We start from the raw sequence: 17,511 nt of genomic DNA on the forward strand, positions 1-17,511 counted from the left end.
TAACTTGACTATTATGCTTAAATAGCAAATGTATTTTATTGTATTTTTTTTATAGCTGTTAAATTCCGATTTTTACAACTAAATTGAATGCATTTGAATACTAAAAATATTGTTATAACGGGAGGTCCTGGAACTGGAAAAACATCAATCATTAATCAATTGAAGAAACAAAATTATTATTGTTTTGATGAAATAATAAGAGCACTAACTTTAGAAGCAAAAAATGAAGTTGAAACTTCTTCACAAATTTCTAATCCAATTGCTTTTGTAAATGATCCTATGGACTTTAATAGCAAGTTGCTTAATGGGAGAATAGAACAATTTATTCAAGCTAATAAGACAAATAAAAAATTAAACTTTTTTGATCGAGGAATTCCAGATGTTTTAGCCTATATGGATTTCTTCAATCAAGAGTATAATGATATCTTTACTAATGCATGTAAAATACATAAATATAATAATGTATTTTTATTACCTCCTTGGAAGGCTATATACAAGACTGATAACGAACGGTTTGAAACTTTTGATGAAGCTATAAAAATTCATGAATGTTTAAAACAGATCTATAAAAATTTCGAATATAACATTATAGAGGTTCCTTTTGGAACCGTTGAAGAACGTACCAATTACATTATAAATAGTATTTAATTTAGTGGAACATCCCATAAACATACTAGAAAGGTATTGGAATTTTACTGCCTTTAGGCCACAGCAAGAAGCTATTATTAATGCTGCCATTAATAATGAAGACACTTTTGCTTTATTACCTACTGGTGGAGGAAAATCACTTTGCTTTCAAATCCCTGCTTTAGCAAAAAAAGGCATATGCATAGTTATTTCACCTTTAATAGCTTTAATGAAAGACCAAGTTCTTTCCTTAAAAAATAAAGGTATTAAAGCTATGGCTATTACAAGTGGAATAAGTCACAGCAAACTTGATACACTTTTAGATAATTGCATTTACGGAAATTATAAATTTCTATACCTCTCTCCTGAGCGTTTGCAACAAGAACTAGTACAGGATCGTATAAAACAAATGCATGTAAATTTAATAGCTGTAGATGAAGCGCATTGCATTTCACAATGGGGAAGTGATTTTAGACCCGCTTATAAAAATATTGATTTATTAAGGCGATTGCATCCTTCTGTAAATGTTATAGCATTGACAGCATCTGCTAAACCAGAAGTCGTTGAAGATATTGTTAAAGAGCTTGATTTTATTCAACCCAAAATATTTAAACAATCATTTTCAAGATCCAATCTAGCCTACATGGTATTTCATGAAAATGATAAATATTATAGACTTGAAACCATACTAAAAAAACACGTAGAACCTTCAATTGTATATGTTAGAAATAGAAAACTAACCTTAGAAATTAGCACGCTTTTAAAATCGAAAAATATTACTGCCACATATTACCATGGAGGACTCTCAAACCTAGAAAAGGACAGCAATATGACTGCTTGGTTACAAAACCAAAAGCAAGTCATGGTAGCAACCAACGCTTTTGGAATGGGTATTGATAAACCTGATGTGAAAACCGTTATCCATTTAAATTTACCCGAAAGCATAGAAAGTTATTTTCAAGAAGCAGGTCGTGCTGGACGAAATGGTAACAAAGCTTTTGCTGTAATACTAAAAAATAATAGCGATGAAATTTTAGTAAAAAATCAATTTTTAAATGTACTCCCTACAGTAGATTTTGTTAAACAAGTATACCGAAAATTGTGTAACTATTTTCAAGTATCTTATGGAGAAGGCGAATATTTAACTTTTAATTTTGACTTTAATTCCTTCTGTAAAACTTATAATTTCAGTACTATTTTAAGCTATAATGCTTTGTTATTATTAGATAGGAATAGTGTTATTACTTTATCTAAACAATTTAAAAATAAAGTTACCGTACAATTTACTATATCTAACGCTGCTCTTTTTAATTATTTAGAAACACATCAGGATTTTAGTATCATTGTAAAATCGATATTACGCATGTATGGTGGTATTTTTGATCATATAACAAAAATTGATTTGGTACGTATAGCTGAAAAATCTTCGATTCCAGAAACTATATTAATAGAAGCATTACTACAATTAGAACGTGATGCCATTATCACTTTAAACTTAGCAAAAACAGATGCACAAGTCACCTTCATAGAACCCCGTGAAGATGATAAAACTATTAACAGAATAGCTTTAATAATTGAACAACAAAATAAATTAAAGCAACGTCAGGTTAAGGCCATACTTGAGTATATTGAAAATAATTCCACATGTAAAAGTATACAACTACTCTCCTATTTTGGTGAGAAAGACATAAAACCTTGCGGTATTTGTTCCGTTTGTATAAATACAAAAAAGAAAGAAGCTCCTCAAAATATAAATGCAATAAAAAAACGTATTATAGAATTATTAGAAAGTGGAGACAAATCATCAAGAGACATGATACCTCTTTTAAAATGTCCTGAATACTTACTGATAAATGCTTTAAAATTATTATTAGAACATCATATTATAACCGTTACACAGAAAAACACATATAAATTAAGCCATTTATAAAATAAGTATTGTAAAGTTTCTACTTTATTGAAATAATCGATACAAATTGTCCTTATTTAATCTAACGTATAAAAAATAAACATCAACAGATGAAAGATTTAAGAATTGTATTTATGGGCACTCCAGATTTTGCAGTAGCCATTTTAAAAAGATTAGTCGAAAACAATTACAATATAGTAGGTGTTATTACAGCTCCAGATAAACCTGCAGGTCGTGGTCGTAAACTAAATGAAAGTGCTGTAAAAAAGTATGCAAAATCATCTGGTTTACATATTTTACAACCTACAAATTTAAAAAACGATGATTTTTTAAATGAATTAAAGACTCTTGAAGCCAACCTACAAATTGTAGTTGCTTTTAGAATGCTCCCAAAAGTCGTTTGGCAAATGCCTGAATATGGTACGTTTAATTTACACGCTTCTTTACTACCTAATTACCGAGGTGCAGCACCTATAAATTGGGCTATTATAAATGGAGAAACAAAAACTGGAGTTTCAACTTTTTTTATTGATGAAAAAATAGATACTGGTGATATGATTTTTCAAGCTGAACTAGATATAAATCCTAATGAAAATGCAGGAAGCCTACACGACAAATTAATGATAATAGGTAGTGAATTAGTTTTAAAAACTGTTGCTTCAATAGAAAAAGGTGATATTAAAACTATACCACAAATAGAAACTAAAAATATTAAAACAGCATACAAATTAAATAAGGATAATTGTAAAATTAATTGGAATGACACTATTGATAGCATCCATAATAAGATACGTGGATTGAGCCCCTACCCTGCTGCTTGGTGTACCTTAATTAATGGTGATGATGAATTAGACATAAAAATTAATAAGATTGAAAAAGAATATATTGATCATTCTTTTGAAACTGGTTTAATCATTTCTACAAAAAAAGAACTAAAAGTAGCGGTAACAAATGGTTACATTATAATTAAAGAAATGAAACTTCCTGGTAAACGTAACATGGATATAAAATCTCTTTTAAATGGGTATACTTTTAAAGAAAACTCTAATATGCTGTAAACCCTTATTCTCATTGATATTTCAAAAAACCCGACAAAATACACATCCTTTATTAACAAATGAATCAAGTTATCAACAATACCGTGTATTTCCCTTACTATTACTTGCATGATTACATAATCCGTATAAATTTGTATAGGATTTAACGAAATGTTTAACCAATTTATTAATAATTAAATTTTATATTATGAACAAAACAGATTTAATCGATGCAATGGCAGAACATGCTGGAATTACTAAAGCTGCTGCTAAAAAAGCTTTAGAGTGTGCTATCATCGAAATAGAAGGCGCTTTACAAAAAGGTAATAGAGTCTCTTTAGTAGGATTTGGATCTTGGTCAGTTTCTAAAAGAGCTGCAAGAGAAGGAAGAAACCCTCAAACTGGAGATACTATCAAAATCAAAGCTAAAAACGTTGTTAAGTTTAAAGCAGGATCAGATTTATCAAATGCAGTAAACTAATTATTTACTTCTTTTTATAATAAGAGAAACCTTCACAATATGAAGGTTTTTTTTATATATAAATAAAACAGTTGCATTTTTGATAAATAAATATTAGATTTAATTATTAATTTATTAAAATATGGTCACAACCCAACCCAAAAAAGGAGATTTGCTAATAGCTGAACCTGCTATTATTGGAGATGTTTCTTTTAATCGTTCTATAGTATTACTAGCAGATCATTCTCTTGATGGATCTATTGGTTTTATTCTCAATAAACCACTTGAATATACTATAAATGAATTAATACCCGAATTAGAGGCTACATTTAAAGTTTATAATGGAGGTCCTGTAGAACAAGACAACTTATACTTTATTCACAAAGTACCACAATTAATACCTAATAGTATTGAAATTTCTTTAGGTATATACTGGGGAGGTGATTTTACAAAAGTTGCAGAACTTATTAAGAATAATACTATAAAAGAAAATGATATACGATTTTTCCTTGGCTATTCTGGTTGGGAATCAGATCAATTAAATCATGAATTAAAATCCAACTCTTGGGTAGTTACAGATAATATTTATAAAAAAAACATAATCGAAAAAGATTACCAAACATTTTGGAAAGAAAAAATGCTTGAATTTGGAGGTGAATATAGCATTTGGTCTAATGCACCAGAAAACCCAAATTACAATTAGCCTAATCTTATTTTTACGTTTAATCTTTGAAGTAACATTTTAGAGACTTCCTTTATAAATACTTTTTTTCTGTATTTACTTATTGGCTGTATTCCTACCATAACATTAGTGATAAAAATTTCATCTGCCTTTTGAAGCTCAAATGGAGATATAGAATCTTCCAATAATTCGTATTCTGGTAAGGCTTCTATTATATTAATAATTTGAGTTCGCATAACACCTTTTAAACAACCATCAAGCGTAGGTGGTGTTTTAATTATATTGCCTTTAACTAAAAAAATATTTCCATTGAGAGCTTCAATAACTTGTTTATTAGTATTTAAAAGCAAACAATTATTTAAACTGTTTTCTTTAGCATAAATACTACCAACTATATTTAATACTTTGTTATTCGTTTTTAGTGTAGATAACAAACTAGGAGACACATAATAATCTTTAAATAAATCTACCTGATAAAAATCCTCATTATGAATGTAGAAGTCCTCTGAAATGGAGTTAACAGAAATTACATAACTTACATCATTAGTAATTGGTGTATACAAGCCACCTTCGTTTCTATGCACTGTAAATTTAATTCGCGCAGACACTTTTGATAAATCATTTGCTTCTAGCGTTTTATACATTTCAGCTTCTAAAAACTCCATAGTGAAATTCATAGGAATCTCCATACGCATGATACGCATAGATGCCATTAATCTAAAATAATGATCTTCCCAAAACAAAATTTCACCACAACTTGTTTTAATAGTCTCAAAAAGTGCATCTCCATAGGTGTAACCTCTATTTTGAGTTGACAAAATAATATTTTCTTCTAAAATAGTCCCGTTAAAATTTGTCATAAAAAATCCCGCTTACATTATTTTTTGAAAGCGGGACAAATATAATTTAAAATATATTATTTAAAATTAAACTGAGCCTAATACTTGCTTTAAACTGGAAATTTGATTTCCCCAAAGCATTTTAGCTTCATCTATTTCATCTTCTTCAGCAAAATCTGTAATCATTAAAGAAACATCTTTAGTAATTTCATCTACTTGAATTCTTATTTCAAAATAACAAGCCGAGTCATCTTCTTCATCTTCAAGCCATCTAAACTTAATACGCTCACCACTTTTCTTATTTAATAGTTTTGCTTGCTCTTCACTACCATCCCATATAAAAGTAAATAACTCTCCACGAGAATTTACATTGTCTGAAAACCATTCAGACAAACCCGATGGTGTCGATATATATTGATATAATAATTGAGGGGAAGCATGTATTGGAAATTCAATATCAAACTTAATTTTATCGTCCATAAGTATCTTTAAAATTTATACAGCCCAATATATACATTAATTAGTAAGTATTACAATAATATTTAATAATATTTTCTTGCTCTAATGTTTGCTAGAAACAATATTGTTTCTATATTTGCAGCCTCAAATTATGGCGAGGTAGCTCAGTTGGTTAGAGCGTCGGATTCATAACCCGGAGGTCGGGGGATCGTGCCCCCCTCTCGCTACAAAACAAACCCCTTGAAATTCAAGGGGTTTGTTGTTTTCTATACCTTCATTAAATGTCCGCTAATTAAATTTTAAGACCATATTGGCGGTTTTCATTGGCGGTTTTGTCTATTTTACCCATCAAAAATTTTCATATCCTTTATAGCTTTGCCAATAACTCTTTCATCTATATAATGTTTTTGAAGTACTTCATCTGTAGTATGAGAAGATAAAGTTTTTGCCTTATCTCCTAAAGAAGCATTCAGGTATGTCAAATATGTTTTCTTAAATGTTTTAACTGAATATCTCTTCCCGTATCTAATTGGTTATAAAAATGAGTAAAACCTTTCGACAAAGCTTCCATTATTGTCTTAGATTTTATACTCCCTCTTTCTGGAAACAAGATATATTAATCACTATCTTTGTATTTTTCATAGCCCATTCTATAAAGCAATTTTAAAAGACTTCTTGTAATAGGAATAATTTTAAGCGCTACATTTTCATTAAAACCCTCTCCCAATTGTCTTTCTACTTTTAAATTACTCATTTCAATATAAGAAAGTTCACCTTTAATACTTTTAATCATATTCCATTTTAAAACTACTATTTCCTCCCTACGTCCTCCTGTATGCAAAGCAAGTTCTATCCCATCTTTTAAGTATAATTTATATCTTTGTTTACGCTGTTTATCCTTAAGCCCAACAATTGCAATTCCTCTTTCTGGAGAAATAATAGCAAGCAATCTTTTATACTCTTCTCCCGTAATAGTATCCTTCCTTATTACTTCCGCTCTCTTATTAACTTCATCAAAGGGATTTACTATCTTTAATTTATAATACTTAATAGCCCAATTAAAAAACCTTTTAAGAGAAGCCACTTTATTATTATAAGTTCTATTTTTATTCTCCCTCCCTTTTAGTATACTAGTATGGTAAATACCAACATGGTGATCTGTAATACGGTCTATCAAAATCATTCTTTTATTAACTCCATTCTTAACTAGCGCTTCATTAAACTCTTTTAAACGGGACTTTTCTTCACTTATATAATCCTTAGACCTTACTTTTTTTTTATGGTCAGGCACATTAATATTGCTTAAAACCTCAATATATCTTGCTTGAGCATTAATTAAAAAACATCGTTTAGAAACAAACTCTGTTGGAGTGCTTGATACTTTAAACTCTTTTTTGAATTCATTCTCGAATTCTATAGCCTCAACAACAGCCTCAACATAATTGGAAGCATCTAATGTTTTACTCTTCCTCCCTTTGTAAGTACCAGGAATATGAATTCTTGTAATAAACTTATGCTTTTCATAAAACCTACAACTCGATAGTTTTTTATTAGTAATTCCACAATGAGGCTCTTTCTTAACAAAAGAACCATCCTCTTGCTTTTCATTTACATGTGTCCACGAAAAATGCCTATCACATTTACTTTTTGAACAATAAATAGATAGTCCATTATGTTTATTATTAGGAAGTTTTTTTCGCTTCATAATAAACTAATTTGCAAATTCATCATAGAATTGAGATTTTGCTTCCTTATTACTATATACAGAAATAGAGATATCATCTATGACAGTAGAAGTACCATCCAATAAACTTAAATATTCTAATCTATCATCGGATTTATAACATTGATATAGGGCTTCCCATTTATTAGGGTATCTACCTTTTAAATCAGTTATTAGACATTTATCCAGCTCTAAATCTACCAGAAAACGATAAACTTGCTTCTTGCCCCTATAATTTGTACTTTTATTTGTTTTTCATCACACCATTTTTGGATAGACCTAATGTCTTCTAAATTTATGACTTGCCCTAGTTCTTTTAATTCGATTAATTTTTTTTCTGTATTATTTTTAATCACAAATATGAAATAAATACACCTCCTCTTTTTTTAGGTCAGTATATTGATATGCACCTCTGAAGTATTTCTCCTTATTTATAACTTTACTATAGTTTTTGCTTTTACTCGCACCGTCCTGTTGATATGGACTACCTAATAAATTTGGTACTATTTTTTATGCTACATTATTCATTTTTTTAATTTTCAATTCTAATTCTTTTTCTGCTGGCGTTTTATAATTTATGGCGGAATGAATTCTTACGTTGTTATACCAGTTTATGTAATCATTAATAATGTTAAAAGCCTGTAAAAAAGACGAAAACTTATATCTATTTGTGCATTCATATTTTAAAGTTTTGAAGAAACTTTCAGCTACTGCATTATCCCAACAATTACCTTTTCTACTCATACCCTGATTTATTTTAGGGTTTGATTTTAAAATAGTTACCATTTTATTAGAAGCGTACTGAGCCCCTCTATCTGAATGAAAAATATGATTATCGGTAATTTCTCTTTTCTTCCTAGCCATTAACCAAGCTTTATAAACTGTTTTTTCTGTGGTCATCTCATCACTTAAAACCCAGGATACTATTTTTCTATCGGCTAAATCCAAAACGGTAGTTACGTAATGCCATTGGTTTGTTATTTTGATGTAGGTGATATCAGAGACCCATTTCTCAACTAAACAATCACTTACAAAGTTTCTTTCTAGTAGTGTCTAAATTTAATGAAGAAAATTACTTGTTTTTTAATTTAGTTATTGTGCAACGTTTTTATTTAGTTTTTTTATTTCAACCTCTTTTTTATATCCATTCTCTGATTTAGAATTCTTACGATTTCAACAATTTCATTGTCAACTTTTCTATAGAAAATAAGATGAGATTTTATTTTAGTAACTCGATAATTTTTTCGAGTTTGTTCTGCTGATTTTCCAATCAAATAATTGTCTGTTATAAATTCAATTTCTCCGATTATTAAGTCGTAATATCTATCAGCTTGTTCTTTAGACCACTTATGAAAAGTATAAAGCCAAATATCATTTAAATCAACAATCGCTTGTTTACTTATTCGATATTTGTTTTTACTCATAAGTGTTGTCGATGTAATTCAGTCAGATTTTGTTTTGGGTCAAAGTTTTCTACAAATCCACTTTTTTCTCCAATTTTTAGAGCTTTAATTAGTTCTCTTTCTTTTTTTTCTTCTCTTTCTAATAATCGTAGAGCCGAACGAATTACTTCACTAACAGAACCATATCTGCCAGACTTTACTTCGTCTTTGATAAAATCCTCAAAGTGATTTCCTAGTGATATTGATGTATTTTTTCCCATTTTGAAATATATTTATTCAAATATACCAAATCTTGGTAACATAGACAAATTCTCAAATTACACTGCAATCTCTACAACACTTTTAAAACAAAGTGCCTCTTTGATATACTGAATGTTATGTTTATAAATTAAGAACTCATAAAAAGATAAGAGAATCACTTTATCTTTATAATCCTATTCTTTTTGCAATCAGATTTACACTTATTAGCCGTAATACTCAGAAATTAATAATAACAGAACGCATATGAAAAACGTGTGGTAGTTATATATAAAATTGGCTTACAATTTCAATTTGAAATATCTCTTTTTTTATAGGAGTACACTCGTGGAGTACACAAATGCAATCAAATGTAATGCATAATTTTACAAAATAAAAAGCCACCGTAAAACAAAACAAACTACTGATTAACAGATCATTGAGTGAAATTCGGCTTTTTTTTCATAACCCGGAGGTCAGGGGATCGTGCCCCCCTCTCGCTACAAAAATAAACCCCTTGAATTTCAAGGAGTTTGTTGTTTTATGTACTTTTACACCGACCTACATTTACCCTTTTTTACTCATTTTTAACTGGAGTACACTTTTGGATTGTTTTTTAACTTTTTTTACTGCTGCATGAACTATTGTTTTATCTATATAATGCTTCTCGAGTATTTCTTCCGAACTATGAGAAGACAACTCTTTCGTATCTTTTCCCATAGCAGCATTCAAATATGTCAAACATGTCTTTCGCAAATGCTTTAACTGAATTTTGGATCATTCTCAAAAGTTGTGTGTTATTTAGTTTGAAATTATATTAATTAAAATGGATACCCTATAGCGAAGTTTAGAATGGCATTCTTTCTATCAAATTCAAACACTTTTGACTCTGGAATAGGTTTGTGAACGGGCGCAGCCCAATCTAGTCTAATAACAAAACTCTGTATGTCTAGACGTATGCCAAATCCTGTTCCCATAGCTAATTCATTAATAAAATTAGATGAAAATTGCCCACCAACTATGGTCTCATTTTCATTTAACAGCCACACATTTCCTGCATCAAAGAAAAAAGCACCTTTTAAATAAGAAAATAGCGGAAAACGATATTCTATATTTGCTTCTAATTTAACATCTCCAGAGCTATCAAAAAAGGCTGCTGTATCTGTATTGTTAGCAATGTAAGTACCAGGTCCTATGGAACGTGTACTAAAGGCACGAATACTGTATGCTCCTCCAGAAAAAAATTGTTTGGAGAAAGGCAGAATATCCGAATTCCCATAAGGTACCCCTATCCCTCCATACAATCTTGTTACCAAAAGGTTTTCATCGCCTAAGTCAAACTTATACCGCACATCGGTATCTACTTTTACATATTGGGCATATTCCAATCCTAGAATAGTGTTTTTACCATCCTCGTTTCTGTTTCCTTTAAATAAGCTTAATGTATTTCCTACTAGTTCTAAATTACTTCTAATAAAAATAGGGTGGCGCTTACTAGGACTGTTTAATTCATTATATGTAAAACTGTATGTAAGTCCTGAAATTAATTCTTGATTAAAACTGTTTTTTAAGAATGGATTTTCATCTAATATAACATTGAATGCATCAGTACTGTTAGATAGCTTTATAAAACTAGTACTAATTGGATCAAACTCGTGGTACACAAAACTGTTTGCCTGCCATCCATACCCAAAACTATTATTAAAAGAGCTTAAGCTATAAAGTTTACTTCGGTTTAAATACTCTAATCCTAAACTGATTTTTGTTTTTGGAATGGCATAATCAAATTGTTGGGATAGTTTTATTGGAAATAGAAGTCTCGGAAATATTAAATCGCCCATCAATCCAAGTTGTGTACTACTCAATCCATTATTAATATTACTTATGGCTTGTGTTTCAAACCCAAACTTACCTGTAATCTTAATGGTTTCGCCTCCTTTAAATAGGTTTCTATTCGTGTAGGCCAATGCCAATGCTGGTCCAGTAAAACTACTGGATTTTGTGTTTATCTGTAGTTCTGTACTTAAGGATTGTTTATTTAATGGAGATAGGTAAACATTAGCATTAAGTTTCCCTATACTATCCATTTCTTTTACAGATTGATTTTCTTCAAACTTTACGTTTACAAATTTATAAATACCAATAGATGATAATCGCCTGCTGGTGGATTTAAACTTTTTAGGATCGTATTTTTGTCCTTCAGCAAAAAGAAAATAGGGTTTTAACCTATTTGGTTTAAAAAATAAAGAGTCTTGTATAAAATTTATATTTTCAATAGCTACTGTATCTCTTTGATTTTTATTTTGCAAGCCATAGTTTGGAAATACATTTACCTTATTTATTTCGTATGGTATAATTGCCTTTTTAGGCACCTCTTTTTTTAACCTTAAGAATAGATCAAAACGCTTTGTTTTATATTGATTTGTATCTGCTTCAAAAATTAAAAAGTCTGGGTTAAAATTATAATACCCTTTAGATTTTAAATAAAAGTCTATACGTTCTCTTTCTAGTGTTAATTTAGCAAGATTAAAGGGGTCTCCTTTTTTAAGTATTGATGTTTCTATTATTTCTTTTATGGCCTTAAAAATTGGTAGTGAATCATTATAAACCTTATACGTTTCTAACCTGTACGGTGTATATAACTTTATGCTGTAAGTAACCTCACTTTTATACTTTTGGTTTGTAACTTGCGATATGACTTCACTATTAAAAAACCCTAAATTATCTAACCTGTTTTTTATGAGTTCTTTTGTTCGATTTATATTTACAGAAGACAAATAAACGGGGTCTTCTTTTGTCTTTTTATGAATAAATCTATAAATAAACCCAGGCTTACCTTTTTCTACTTTATAGTATGCGAGTAACCCTAATTTAGCACCAAGTACACTGATGTTGGGCTGCGGACGTAATAAGAGTTCTAACTCTTTTTCTATGTCTTTAAGGGCTTCTATTTTGTGCTCTGAATTTATCTTAAAAGTAGCACCCGTGTACAACTTTTCATTCTCTGGAATAAAACGTTTTACACCGCAGGCACTCACCAATATTGAAAGGACAATTAATATAATTAAAGGTTTCTTCATTGTTTGTCTTTTATCTCAATTTGGGTGTCATCTTTAGTGACTTCTTCTTTTAGTTTTCTTTCAAAAAGTTCTTTGAATTTATTGAATTCTTGATTAAAAATCAAAGCTATTCCAGTAATAATCACTTGCCCATCAATAACACTTTCAAATTCATTTTTTCTATATCCTTTTATACGCCATTTGTCATCTTCACTAAGCAGATATTGAATAGAAACTGTACCAATTAAAGGTGTTGTTTCTCCTAAATTTTGTGAGTTTTCTTGAATATCTAAACCACTGCCAACTTCTACAATAAGTTTATCGTTAAAAAGCTTTTTTCTGGCATTAATATCTATTTGCGTTTTATTTTCTGATGCATCTCCCTTGTAATCAGTATAACTATCTAATCCAAAATCAAGTTCTAATCCTGTATCTCCTAAAATTTTACTTGAAAAATTATTGAGTTGATTAGATAGTACATTGTTTACATTGTCTCTAGCAATAGACAATGAGCCTCCACTACTACCATCACTGGTAACAGATGGGAAAAATTGATTGAATACAAGAAGAGAAAACACTTGTTTATTAAGGTCTTCTTCTTGCGTGTTTAATTGTTGTACTTGACTATAGACTTCACCTCCAAATTCTCCTCGATTATCTTTTGGAATATCAAGATTAAAAGATATTTCGGGCTTCAAAATTTCTCCTTTTAAATTGAGATAGACTAAAAACGGAATTTTCTGTCTGTATTTCCCAACGGTAGTTTTAGATTCTCTAGTCGTTTTTGTGGCCATTAATCCAGACGCTGCAGTTTTTACCTCATAGATTGCTTTTATGTTCATATCTGCATCAAGAAAATCTCCTTGCCATACGATAGAGCTGCCTGGTGCGATCGTAAATTTTCTTTTAACCAGATTGTAAAGACTCACTTCGTAGTGTCCGTATTTAACTTCATACTTTCCAGCAAATAATGTTGAACCATTAGGTTCTATCCCTAACTGAAAATCACCTGTTCCTGATACTTTAAGATTATCACTTGCCTGCTCGTCTACCACAATATTAAACACGGCATCTTTATCTATAACCAAGCGCGTATCTATATCGAACCCTTTTAACTTAGATATTACACTTGCTTCTTCGGTTTGTTTGGTAAGTATATCGTCAGGATTCTTCTTATTTACAAACACCACGACACCTTCTTTTTCTACAATATCTAATTCGCTCTCAGGAATGACGTAAGTAAAATTAGACGTTTTATTAATTTTTAAACTACCATCAATTTTAGGTAATCTTAAATCTCCTGCTATAGTTATATCTGTATCTAGGTTTACGTCTCCGTAAAAAAGACTATTGTCTTGTTTAACAGACTTTAAAACTTGTATATTTTTCGCCTTAAGTGACAGTTCGAATACAGGATTCGTATATTTTTTTGTATTTATTTTTCCATCTAAAACCAACGAATTCTTATTCTCGTCCAATAATGTAAACTGTTTAAAGTAAATGCCGTTATTCTCTAATTTTATGGATTCCTTAGGAAGTAAAAAAACAGTATTAAGGGTATTGACCTTTAATGTGGCATCATTAAAACCAATATTACCATATAGCCTTGGCTCCTCAACAGTACCTGTTAGCTTTATATTGGCAAACATATTGCCTTTGGTATTAGAAATTTGGTCTTTGGTAAAACCTTCAATAAGTTTAAGTCCTAGTTTGCTAAGTTTAATATCGAAATCAAGCTGAGATTCTATATTTGAAGGCATATAATCTCCTGTCATTTCTAATGCTATACGCTCTCCATTAATATCAAAATCTAGAGTATAGGAAGACTCGTTTTTAGACTTTGCATTTAGGTTTAGTTTACCCAATGGGACTTGCATGACTAGAAAATCTGTAATGGATGCATTGGCTATAACCCCCATGTCTTCAAAGGGATTTTCTAATACAACATCACCGTTCAAAATACCTTCTGCCACTGGGTTTTCTGAATTGAAGATACTAGTAATGGTATTCAGGTTAAAATTCTTAAAAGAGAAGCCTATATGCTCATTGGTTCTTCCTGGCATCGTATTACTTATTTCTATTTTCCGATGACCTTGTGTAAGAATGAAGTCTGAAAAATCAATACTATTTGGTGCCATCGCAATTTTGTTAGTAGATGGAATATCCCATGCTTCTTTATTTAAAACTAAATTGGATGGGATAATATGATAGATGAGCGTATCATTCGTTTTTTTAATTTCAGATTGAATCTGCATTAATTTATCAAGGGCATCAAAAGCTTGCAAATCTATTACAAGCTTTTCGTCCTTAGTTCCTCCCGCAATAGTTACCTTTTTAATCGCTATAATATCTGCTGTTAATTTTTCTAAATTTAAATTGAAATCAAGGGCTTCTTTATCTGAATTCAAGTTAAAATTAAGGCTGTCTATTTCACTTCCTTTATATACAATATGAGGTGCTTTAAGTTTTGCTATCAAAGATTGTTTGTCCTCATTAAAATCTATAGCTAAATCTATAGTCTTAAATGATTCTAAATCGGACAAGAAGACATCTTTTATAATTGGTGCTTGTTTTATTTTGGCATCGAGCGACATCTTTGCGCTAGTTGAATATGTTTTGGTTCTATTTGGACTTACAGCAGTTTCTAATCTGGCTTTTAATGCATTAATAAGCGTTGTAGGATCCGTGTTAGCTACTAATGTGCCTTCTATCACATTACTTTTAACACTAATATTTGTATCGCTACTATTTACCGTTGCTTCTATAGTAACATCAGTTAGTGGTATGGTTTTATTGTCTTTTACTGCGATGGCATCTGTAATAATAGATTGTGCTGTAAAGTCATTAGCATTTCCTTTAAAATCGGCATTGATTTTAAATTTGGTACGTATATCTCCTGTAGTTATACCAAGAGATTTTAAATTTGCTCCTTTAACATCTATAAGGGTATTAAATTGAGGTGCAATGGTATCCATTAAAATTTGAGTATTCATTGCCAAGTCTAGGTTTTCATCTTTAAATAATAGCAATACCGAGCTTTTACCGTTTATAAGATCCCCTTTGAGTGATAGATTTGAAAAATTGTAATTATTAAACTCTAGTGTTTTAAAGTTTGTAGAGAACGTACTATTAAGTGTATTTAAACTGGAACCACTTCCTTTTATGTCACTTGTAAATGCAAGGGTTCCTATCATTTCATTGTTAAGCAGTTTACCTAATTCTAAATTAAGGACATTAATTTTGCCATTAAAAGCAATATTACTTGTATTTCTATAGTTCCCATTTACATTAATAGTCCCTTCTGATGTAACCAATTGTGCTTTGCCCTTTAAATTATTAAGAGTACCAAATAAATTCCCCGTAAGCTTTATGGTTTTTGGAAGTGTTATCCCTAAAGCATCTTCTTGAATAAATTTTAGTAAATCGGTACGTTGCGATTTAAAATTTAATTGAGAGATATTCAAATTGAAGTTCTCTGTTTGGGTTATATTTTTAAAATTTCCATTTACAAGTAATGTCGTATTCTGTCCCCATTTAAGATTGGATTTAGATAATTTTAAATCATTTAAAGTGCCAACTAAGTGAATATCTCCAGTAAGATCCTTTTGTGATATGATACCTATATATTGATTTGTTTTAAGTTGTGGTGCAAAGAAAAAAGCATCTTTTGGATTGATTCTTAAGTTTTTTAAAGACGTTGTCACTTTTATTTCCTCTGGTGCGTTAATGAGATTGTTTAGGGTATTATAATTCAAAATGATTGAACCAGAAGCATCATTAGTATTAGTGGCTATTCCTAGATTTGACAATTGGGTTGTATGGTCATTAACTAATGCATTGAATACTATTTTTTTTAATTCAAAACCACTATGTTCCTTAAAAGAAAGTGTTGCTATTTTCCCAATACCTTTGGTCTCTTTATAGGTAATCTCGCTTGCCTTAAAATGTAAATTGTTTATGTTTATGTCTTCAGGATTAAAAACACCTTTTGTTGAGGCACTATTTTTGGCTGTAGCTATTATTGCATTATTCTTAAAATCAATATTTCTCACCTCAATCTCCCATTCTGGCCAATCAAAAGTTGTTTGTGATGTTGTCTCTACACCAACATCTTTCTTTGAAGCATTATAGCTTACATCAACTTTAGAATTGGTAAGTCCTATAGTGTTTATCTCTACTTTTTGATGTTTCAGATCTGCTATTGGTAAAGCAAGAGAAAAATTACCAACGTTTGTTTTAAGTTTAAAGTTATCTGGTTGCGACTGGTAGTCTACATTGATATGCTCCATTCTAAAATTTTCAATGGAAACTATAGGCAAAACATTTTTGCTATCTGTAGTGTCTTTAGGAAAAGACAAGGCTTGATCGTAGTTAATTTTAGTATTGGATATTTTAAGGTCTTTTAAATCAAACCGCATCTTTTCAAAATCGAGCGTATTCACTTTCAACGAAAAATCGCCCAATTCTAATCTACTATTTATTCCATAGACCTCGTCATTATAAGCTATTTTAATGTCGTTAAAATTGATCTTTCCTATGTGAAACGTCGTAGCAGACGTTTCCGTTTCAATTGAAAGTGTATCTTTTGGAGTAAATGCATCAAAAAGAAATGAAAAATTATAGTTTTCTTTTGTTGTTTTTCGACTAACACTAGCATGTAATCCAGATAACTCTAGAAAATTAATATTGATTTCTGTACCTCTAACTAATGGCAGTAATTCAATTGAAGCCTCTAAATTTTTTGAATAGAGTAAAGTGTCCCTTTTTTTATCCTCTAGATAAAATCCTTTTAAAAAAATGTTTCCTGAAAAAGTGATGTATAGTTTTTCAATAGCAACTTTTGTTTTCGTCTTTCCTGAAATATAAGCAGTTGCTTTGTTTACAATAATATCTTGTCCCCAAGGGCTTCTTATAAAGAGTATTAAGGCAATAAATAATAAGAATAGTCCAAAGATTATTCTCTTTACAACCTTCCAAAATTTAATCATTTTATTTTTTTTACTTTTTTGAGGCATATTATGTGTTAAATCATAGAATTTAGCATTATAAACACCAAATAACACGTAAATTATCGAT

At 30.1% G+C, this 17,511-nt stretch carries 14 protein-coding genes, 1 tRNA gene and 1 pseudogene; 6 read left to right on the forward strand and 10 right to left on the reverse strand.

The features are described 5' to 3' along the window. Window positions 1-87: 87 nt before the first annotated feature. From A8C32_RS15005 to A8C32_RS15025, 5 genes are all read left to right on the forward strand, one after another. Window positions 88-648: an AAA family ATPase gene (locus tag A8C32_RS15005; protein WP_069831236.1), complete on the forward strand. Its 561-nt coding sequence runs from the start codon at window positions 88-90 to the stop codon at window positions 646-648. A gap of 4 nt (window positions 649-652) precedes the next feature. Next, window positions 653-2,557 carry a RecQ family ATP-dependent DNA helicase gene (locus A8C32_RS15010; protein ID WP_069831237.1) on the forward strand — a complete coding sequence of 635 codons (1,905 nt, stop codon included), beginning with the start codon at window positions 653-655 and terminating at the stop codon, window positions 2,555-2,557. 89 nt (window positions 2,558-2,646) lie between these two features. Continuing rightward, window positions 2,647-3,594 carry a methionyl-tRNA formyltransferase gene (gene fmt / locus A8C32_RS15015; RefSeq protein ID WP_205635404.1) on the forward strand — a complete coding sequence of 316 codons (948 nt, stop codon included), beginning with the start codon at window positions 2,647-2,649 and terminating at the stop codon, window positions 3,592-3,594. A 187-nt stretch (window positions 3,595-3,781) separates the two neighbouring features. Beyond that, the gene (locus A8C32_RS15020; protein WP_069831238.1) at window positions 3,782-4,054 is read left to right on the forward strand and encodes an HU family DNA-binding protein; all 273 of its coding nucleotides are present in this window, start codon (window positions 3,782-3,784) and stop codon (window positions 4,052-4,054) included. Window positions 4,055-4,175: 121 nt separating this feature from the next. Beyond that, window positions 4,176-4,736, forward strand: coding sequence for a YqgE/AlgH family protein (locus A8C32_RS15025; RefSeq protein ID WP_069831239.1), 561 nt, complete (start codon window positions 4,176-4,178; stop codon window positions 4,734-4,736). Here A8C32_RS15025 and A8C32_RS15030 read toward each other — a convergent pair. After that, complete coding sequence (locus A8C32_RS15030) at window positions 4,733-5,575, reverse strand: aminotransferase class IV (RefSeq protein WP_069831240.1); 843 nt, start codon at window positions 5,573-5,575, stop codon at window positions 4,733-4,735. The two genes, A8C32_RS15025 and A8C32_RS15030, sit on opposite strands and share 4 nt — an antisense overlap. A gap of 66 nt (window positions 5,576-5,641) precedes the next feature. Further along, window positions 5,642-6,034, reverse strand: a complete 393-nt coding sequence (locus A8C32_RS15035; protein ID WP_069831241.1) for an START-like domain-containing protein — start codon at window positions 6,032-6,034, stop codon at window positions 5,642-5,644. A gap of 132 nt (window positions 6,035-6,166) precedes the next feature. Here A8C32_RS15035 and A8C32_RS15040 point away from each other — a divergent pair. Then, window positions 6,167-6,240 (forward strand) — tRNA-Met (locus tag A8C32_RS15040). A 114-nt stretch (window positions 6,241-6,354) separates the two neighbouring features. Here the strand turns inward: A8C32_RS15040 and A8C32_RS21145 are convergent. The 8 genes and pseudogenes from A8C32_RS21145 to A8C32_RS15070 all read right to left on the reverse strand — a co-directional run bounded on the left by A8C32_RS21145 (window position 6,355) and on the right by A8C32_RS15070 (window position 17,423). Further along, the gene (locus A8C32_RS21145; RefSeq protein ID WP_240491762.1) at window positions 6,355-6,495 is read right to left on the reverse strand and encodes a hypothetical protein; all 141 of its coding nucleotides are present in this window, start codon (window positions 6,493-6,495) and stop codon (window positions 6,355-6,357) included. A 134-nt stretch (window positions 6,496-6,629) separates the two neighbouring features. Beyond that, complete coding sequence (locus tag A8C32_RS15045) at window positions 6,630-7,718, reverse strand: hypothetical protein (RefSeq protein WP_069831242.1); 1,089 nt, start codon at window positions 7,716-7,718, stop codon at window positions 6,630-6,632. 528 nt (window positions 7,719-8,246) lie between these two features. Next, a pseudogene (locus A8C32_RS15050) lies at window positions 8,247-8,783 on the reverse strand (IS3 family transposase); the annotation flags it as partial. A 74-nt stretch (window positions 8,784-8,857) separates the two neighbouring features. Beyond that, on the reverse strand, window positions 8,858-9,160 hold the full coding sequence (locus tag A8C32_RS15055) for a type II toxin-antitoxin system RelE/ParE family toxin (RefSeq protein ID WP_069831244.1): 303 nt from the start codon (window positions 9,158-9,160) through the stop codon (window positions 8,858-8,860). Then, window positions 9,157-9,399 (reverse strand): type II toxin-antitoxin system ParD family antitoxin, encoded by a 243-nt coding sequence (locus tag A8C32_RS15060; RefSeq protein WP_069831245.1) that lies wholly within the window; start codon window positions 9,397-9,399, stop codon window positions 9,157-9,159. The genes A8C32_RS15055 and A8C32_RS15060 overlap by 4 nt, the downstream gene beginning before the upstream one ends. A 544-nt stretch (window positions 9,400-9,943) precedes the next feature. Next, window positions 9,944-10,096: a hypothetical protein gene (locus tag A8C32_RS20755; RefSeq protein WP_165605850.1), complete on the reverse strand. Its 153-nt coding sequence runs from the start codon at window positions 10,094-10,096 to the stop codon at window positions 9,944-9,946. A gap of 101 nt (window positions 10,097-10,197) precedes the next feature. Continuing rightward, on the reverse strand, window positions 10,198-12,456 hold the full coding sequence (tamL, locus tag A8C32_RS15065) for a translocation and assembly module lipoprotein TamL (RefSeq protein WP_069831246.1): 2,259 nt from the start codon (window positions 12,454-12,456) through the stop codon (window positions 10,198-10,200). Further along, window positions 12,453-17,423 (reverse strand): translocation/assembly module TamB domain-containing protein, encoded by a 4,971-nt coding sequence (locus A8C32_RS15070; protein ID WP_165605851.1) that lies wholly within the window; start codon window positions 17,421-17,423, stop codon window positions 12,453-12,455. The genes tamL and A8C32_RS15070 overlap by 4 nt, the downstream gene beginning before the upstream one ends. Between the last annotated feature and the right edge of the window lie 88 nt (window positions 17,424-17,511).

It is taken from the genome of Flavivirga aquatica (assembly GCF_001747085.1).
Classification (GTDB): Bacteria; Bacteroidota; Bacteroidia; order Flavobacteriales; family Flavobacteriaceae; genus Algibacter_C; species Algibacter_C aquatica.

Coding starts and splice junctions, on each gene's coding strand:
- A8C32_RS20755 (WP_165605850.1), bottom strand. CDS start 10,096: ATGGGAAAAGATACGAAAGAGTTGTCTTCTCATAGTTCGGAAGAAATA.
- A8C32_RS15035 (WP_069831241.1), bottom strand. CDS start 6,034: ATGGACGATAAAATTAAGTTTGATATTGAATTTCCAATACATGCTTCC.
- A8C32_RS15020 (WP_069831238.1), top strand. CDS start 3,782: ATGAACAAAACAGATTTAATCGATGCAATGGCAGAACATGCTGGAATT.
- A8C32_RS15030 (WP_069831240.1), bottom strand. CDS start 5,575: ATGACAAATTTTAACGGGACTATTTTAGAAGAAAATATTATTTTGTCA.
- A8C32_RS15060 (WP_069831245.1), bottom strand. CDS start 9,399: ATGGGAAAAAATACATCAATATCACTAGGAAATCACTTTGAGGATTTT.
- A8C32_RS15070 (WP_165605851.1), bottom strand. CDS start 17,423: ATGATTAAATTTTGGAAGGTTGTAAAGAGAATAATCTTTGGACTATTC.
- A8C32_RS15005 (WP_069831236.1), top strand. CDS start 88: ATGCATTTGAATACTAAAAATATTGTTATAACGGGAGGTCCTGGAACT.
- A8C32_RS15045 (WP_069831242.1), bottom strand. CDS start 7,718: ATGAAGCGAAAAAAACTTCCTAATAATAAACATAATGGACTATCTATT.
- tamL (WP_069831246.1), bottom strand. CDS start 12,456: ATGAAGAAACCTTTAATTATATTAATTGTCCTTTCAATATTGGTGAGT.
- A8C32_RS15025 (WP_069831239.1), top strand. CDS start 4,176: ATGGTCACAACCCAACCCAAAAAAGGAGATTTGCTAATAGCTGAACCT.
- fmt (WP_205635404.1), top strand. CDS start 2,647: ATGAAAGATTTAAGAATTGTATTTATGGGCACTCCAGATTTTGCAGTA.
- A8C32_RS15055 (WP_069831244.1), bottom strand. CDS start 9,160: ATGAGTAAAAACAAATATCGAATAAGTAAACAAGCGATTGTTGATTTA.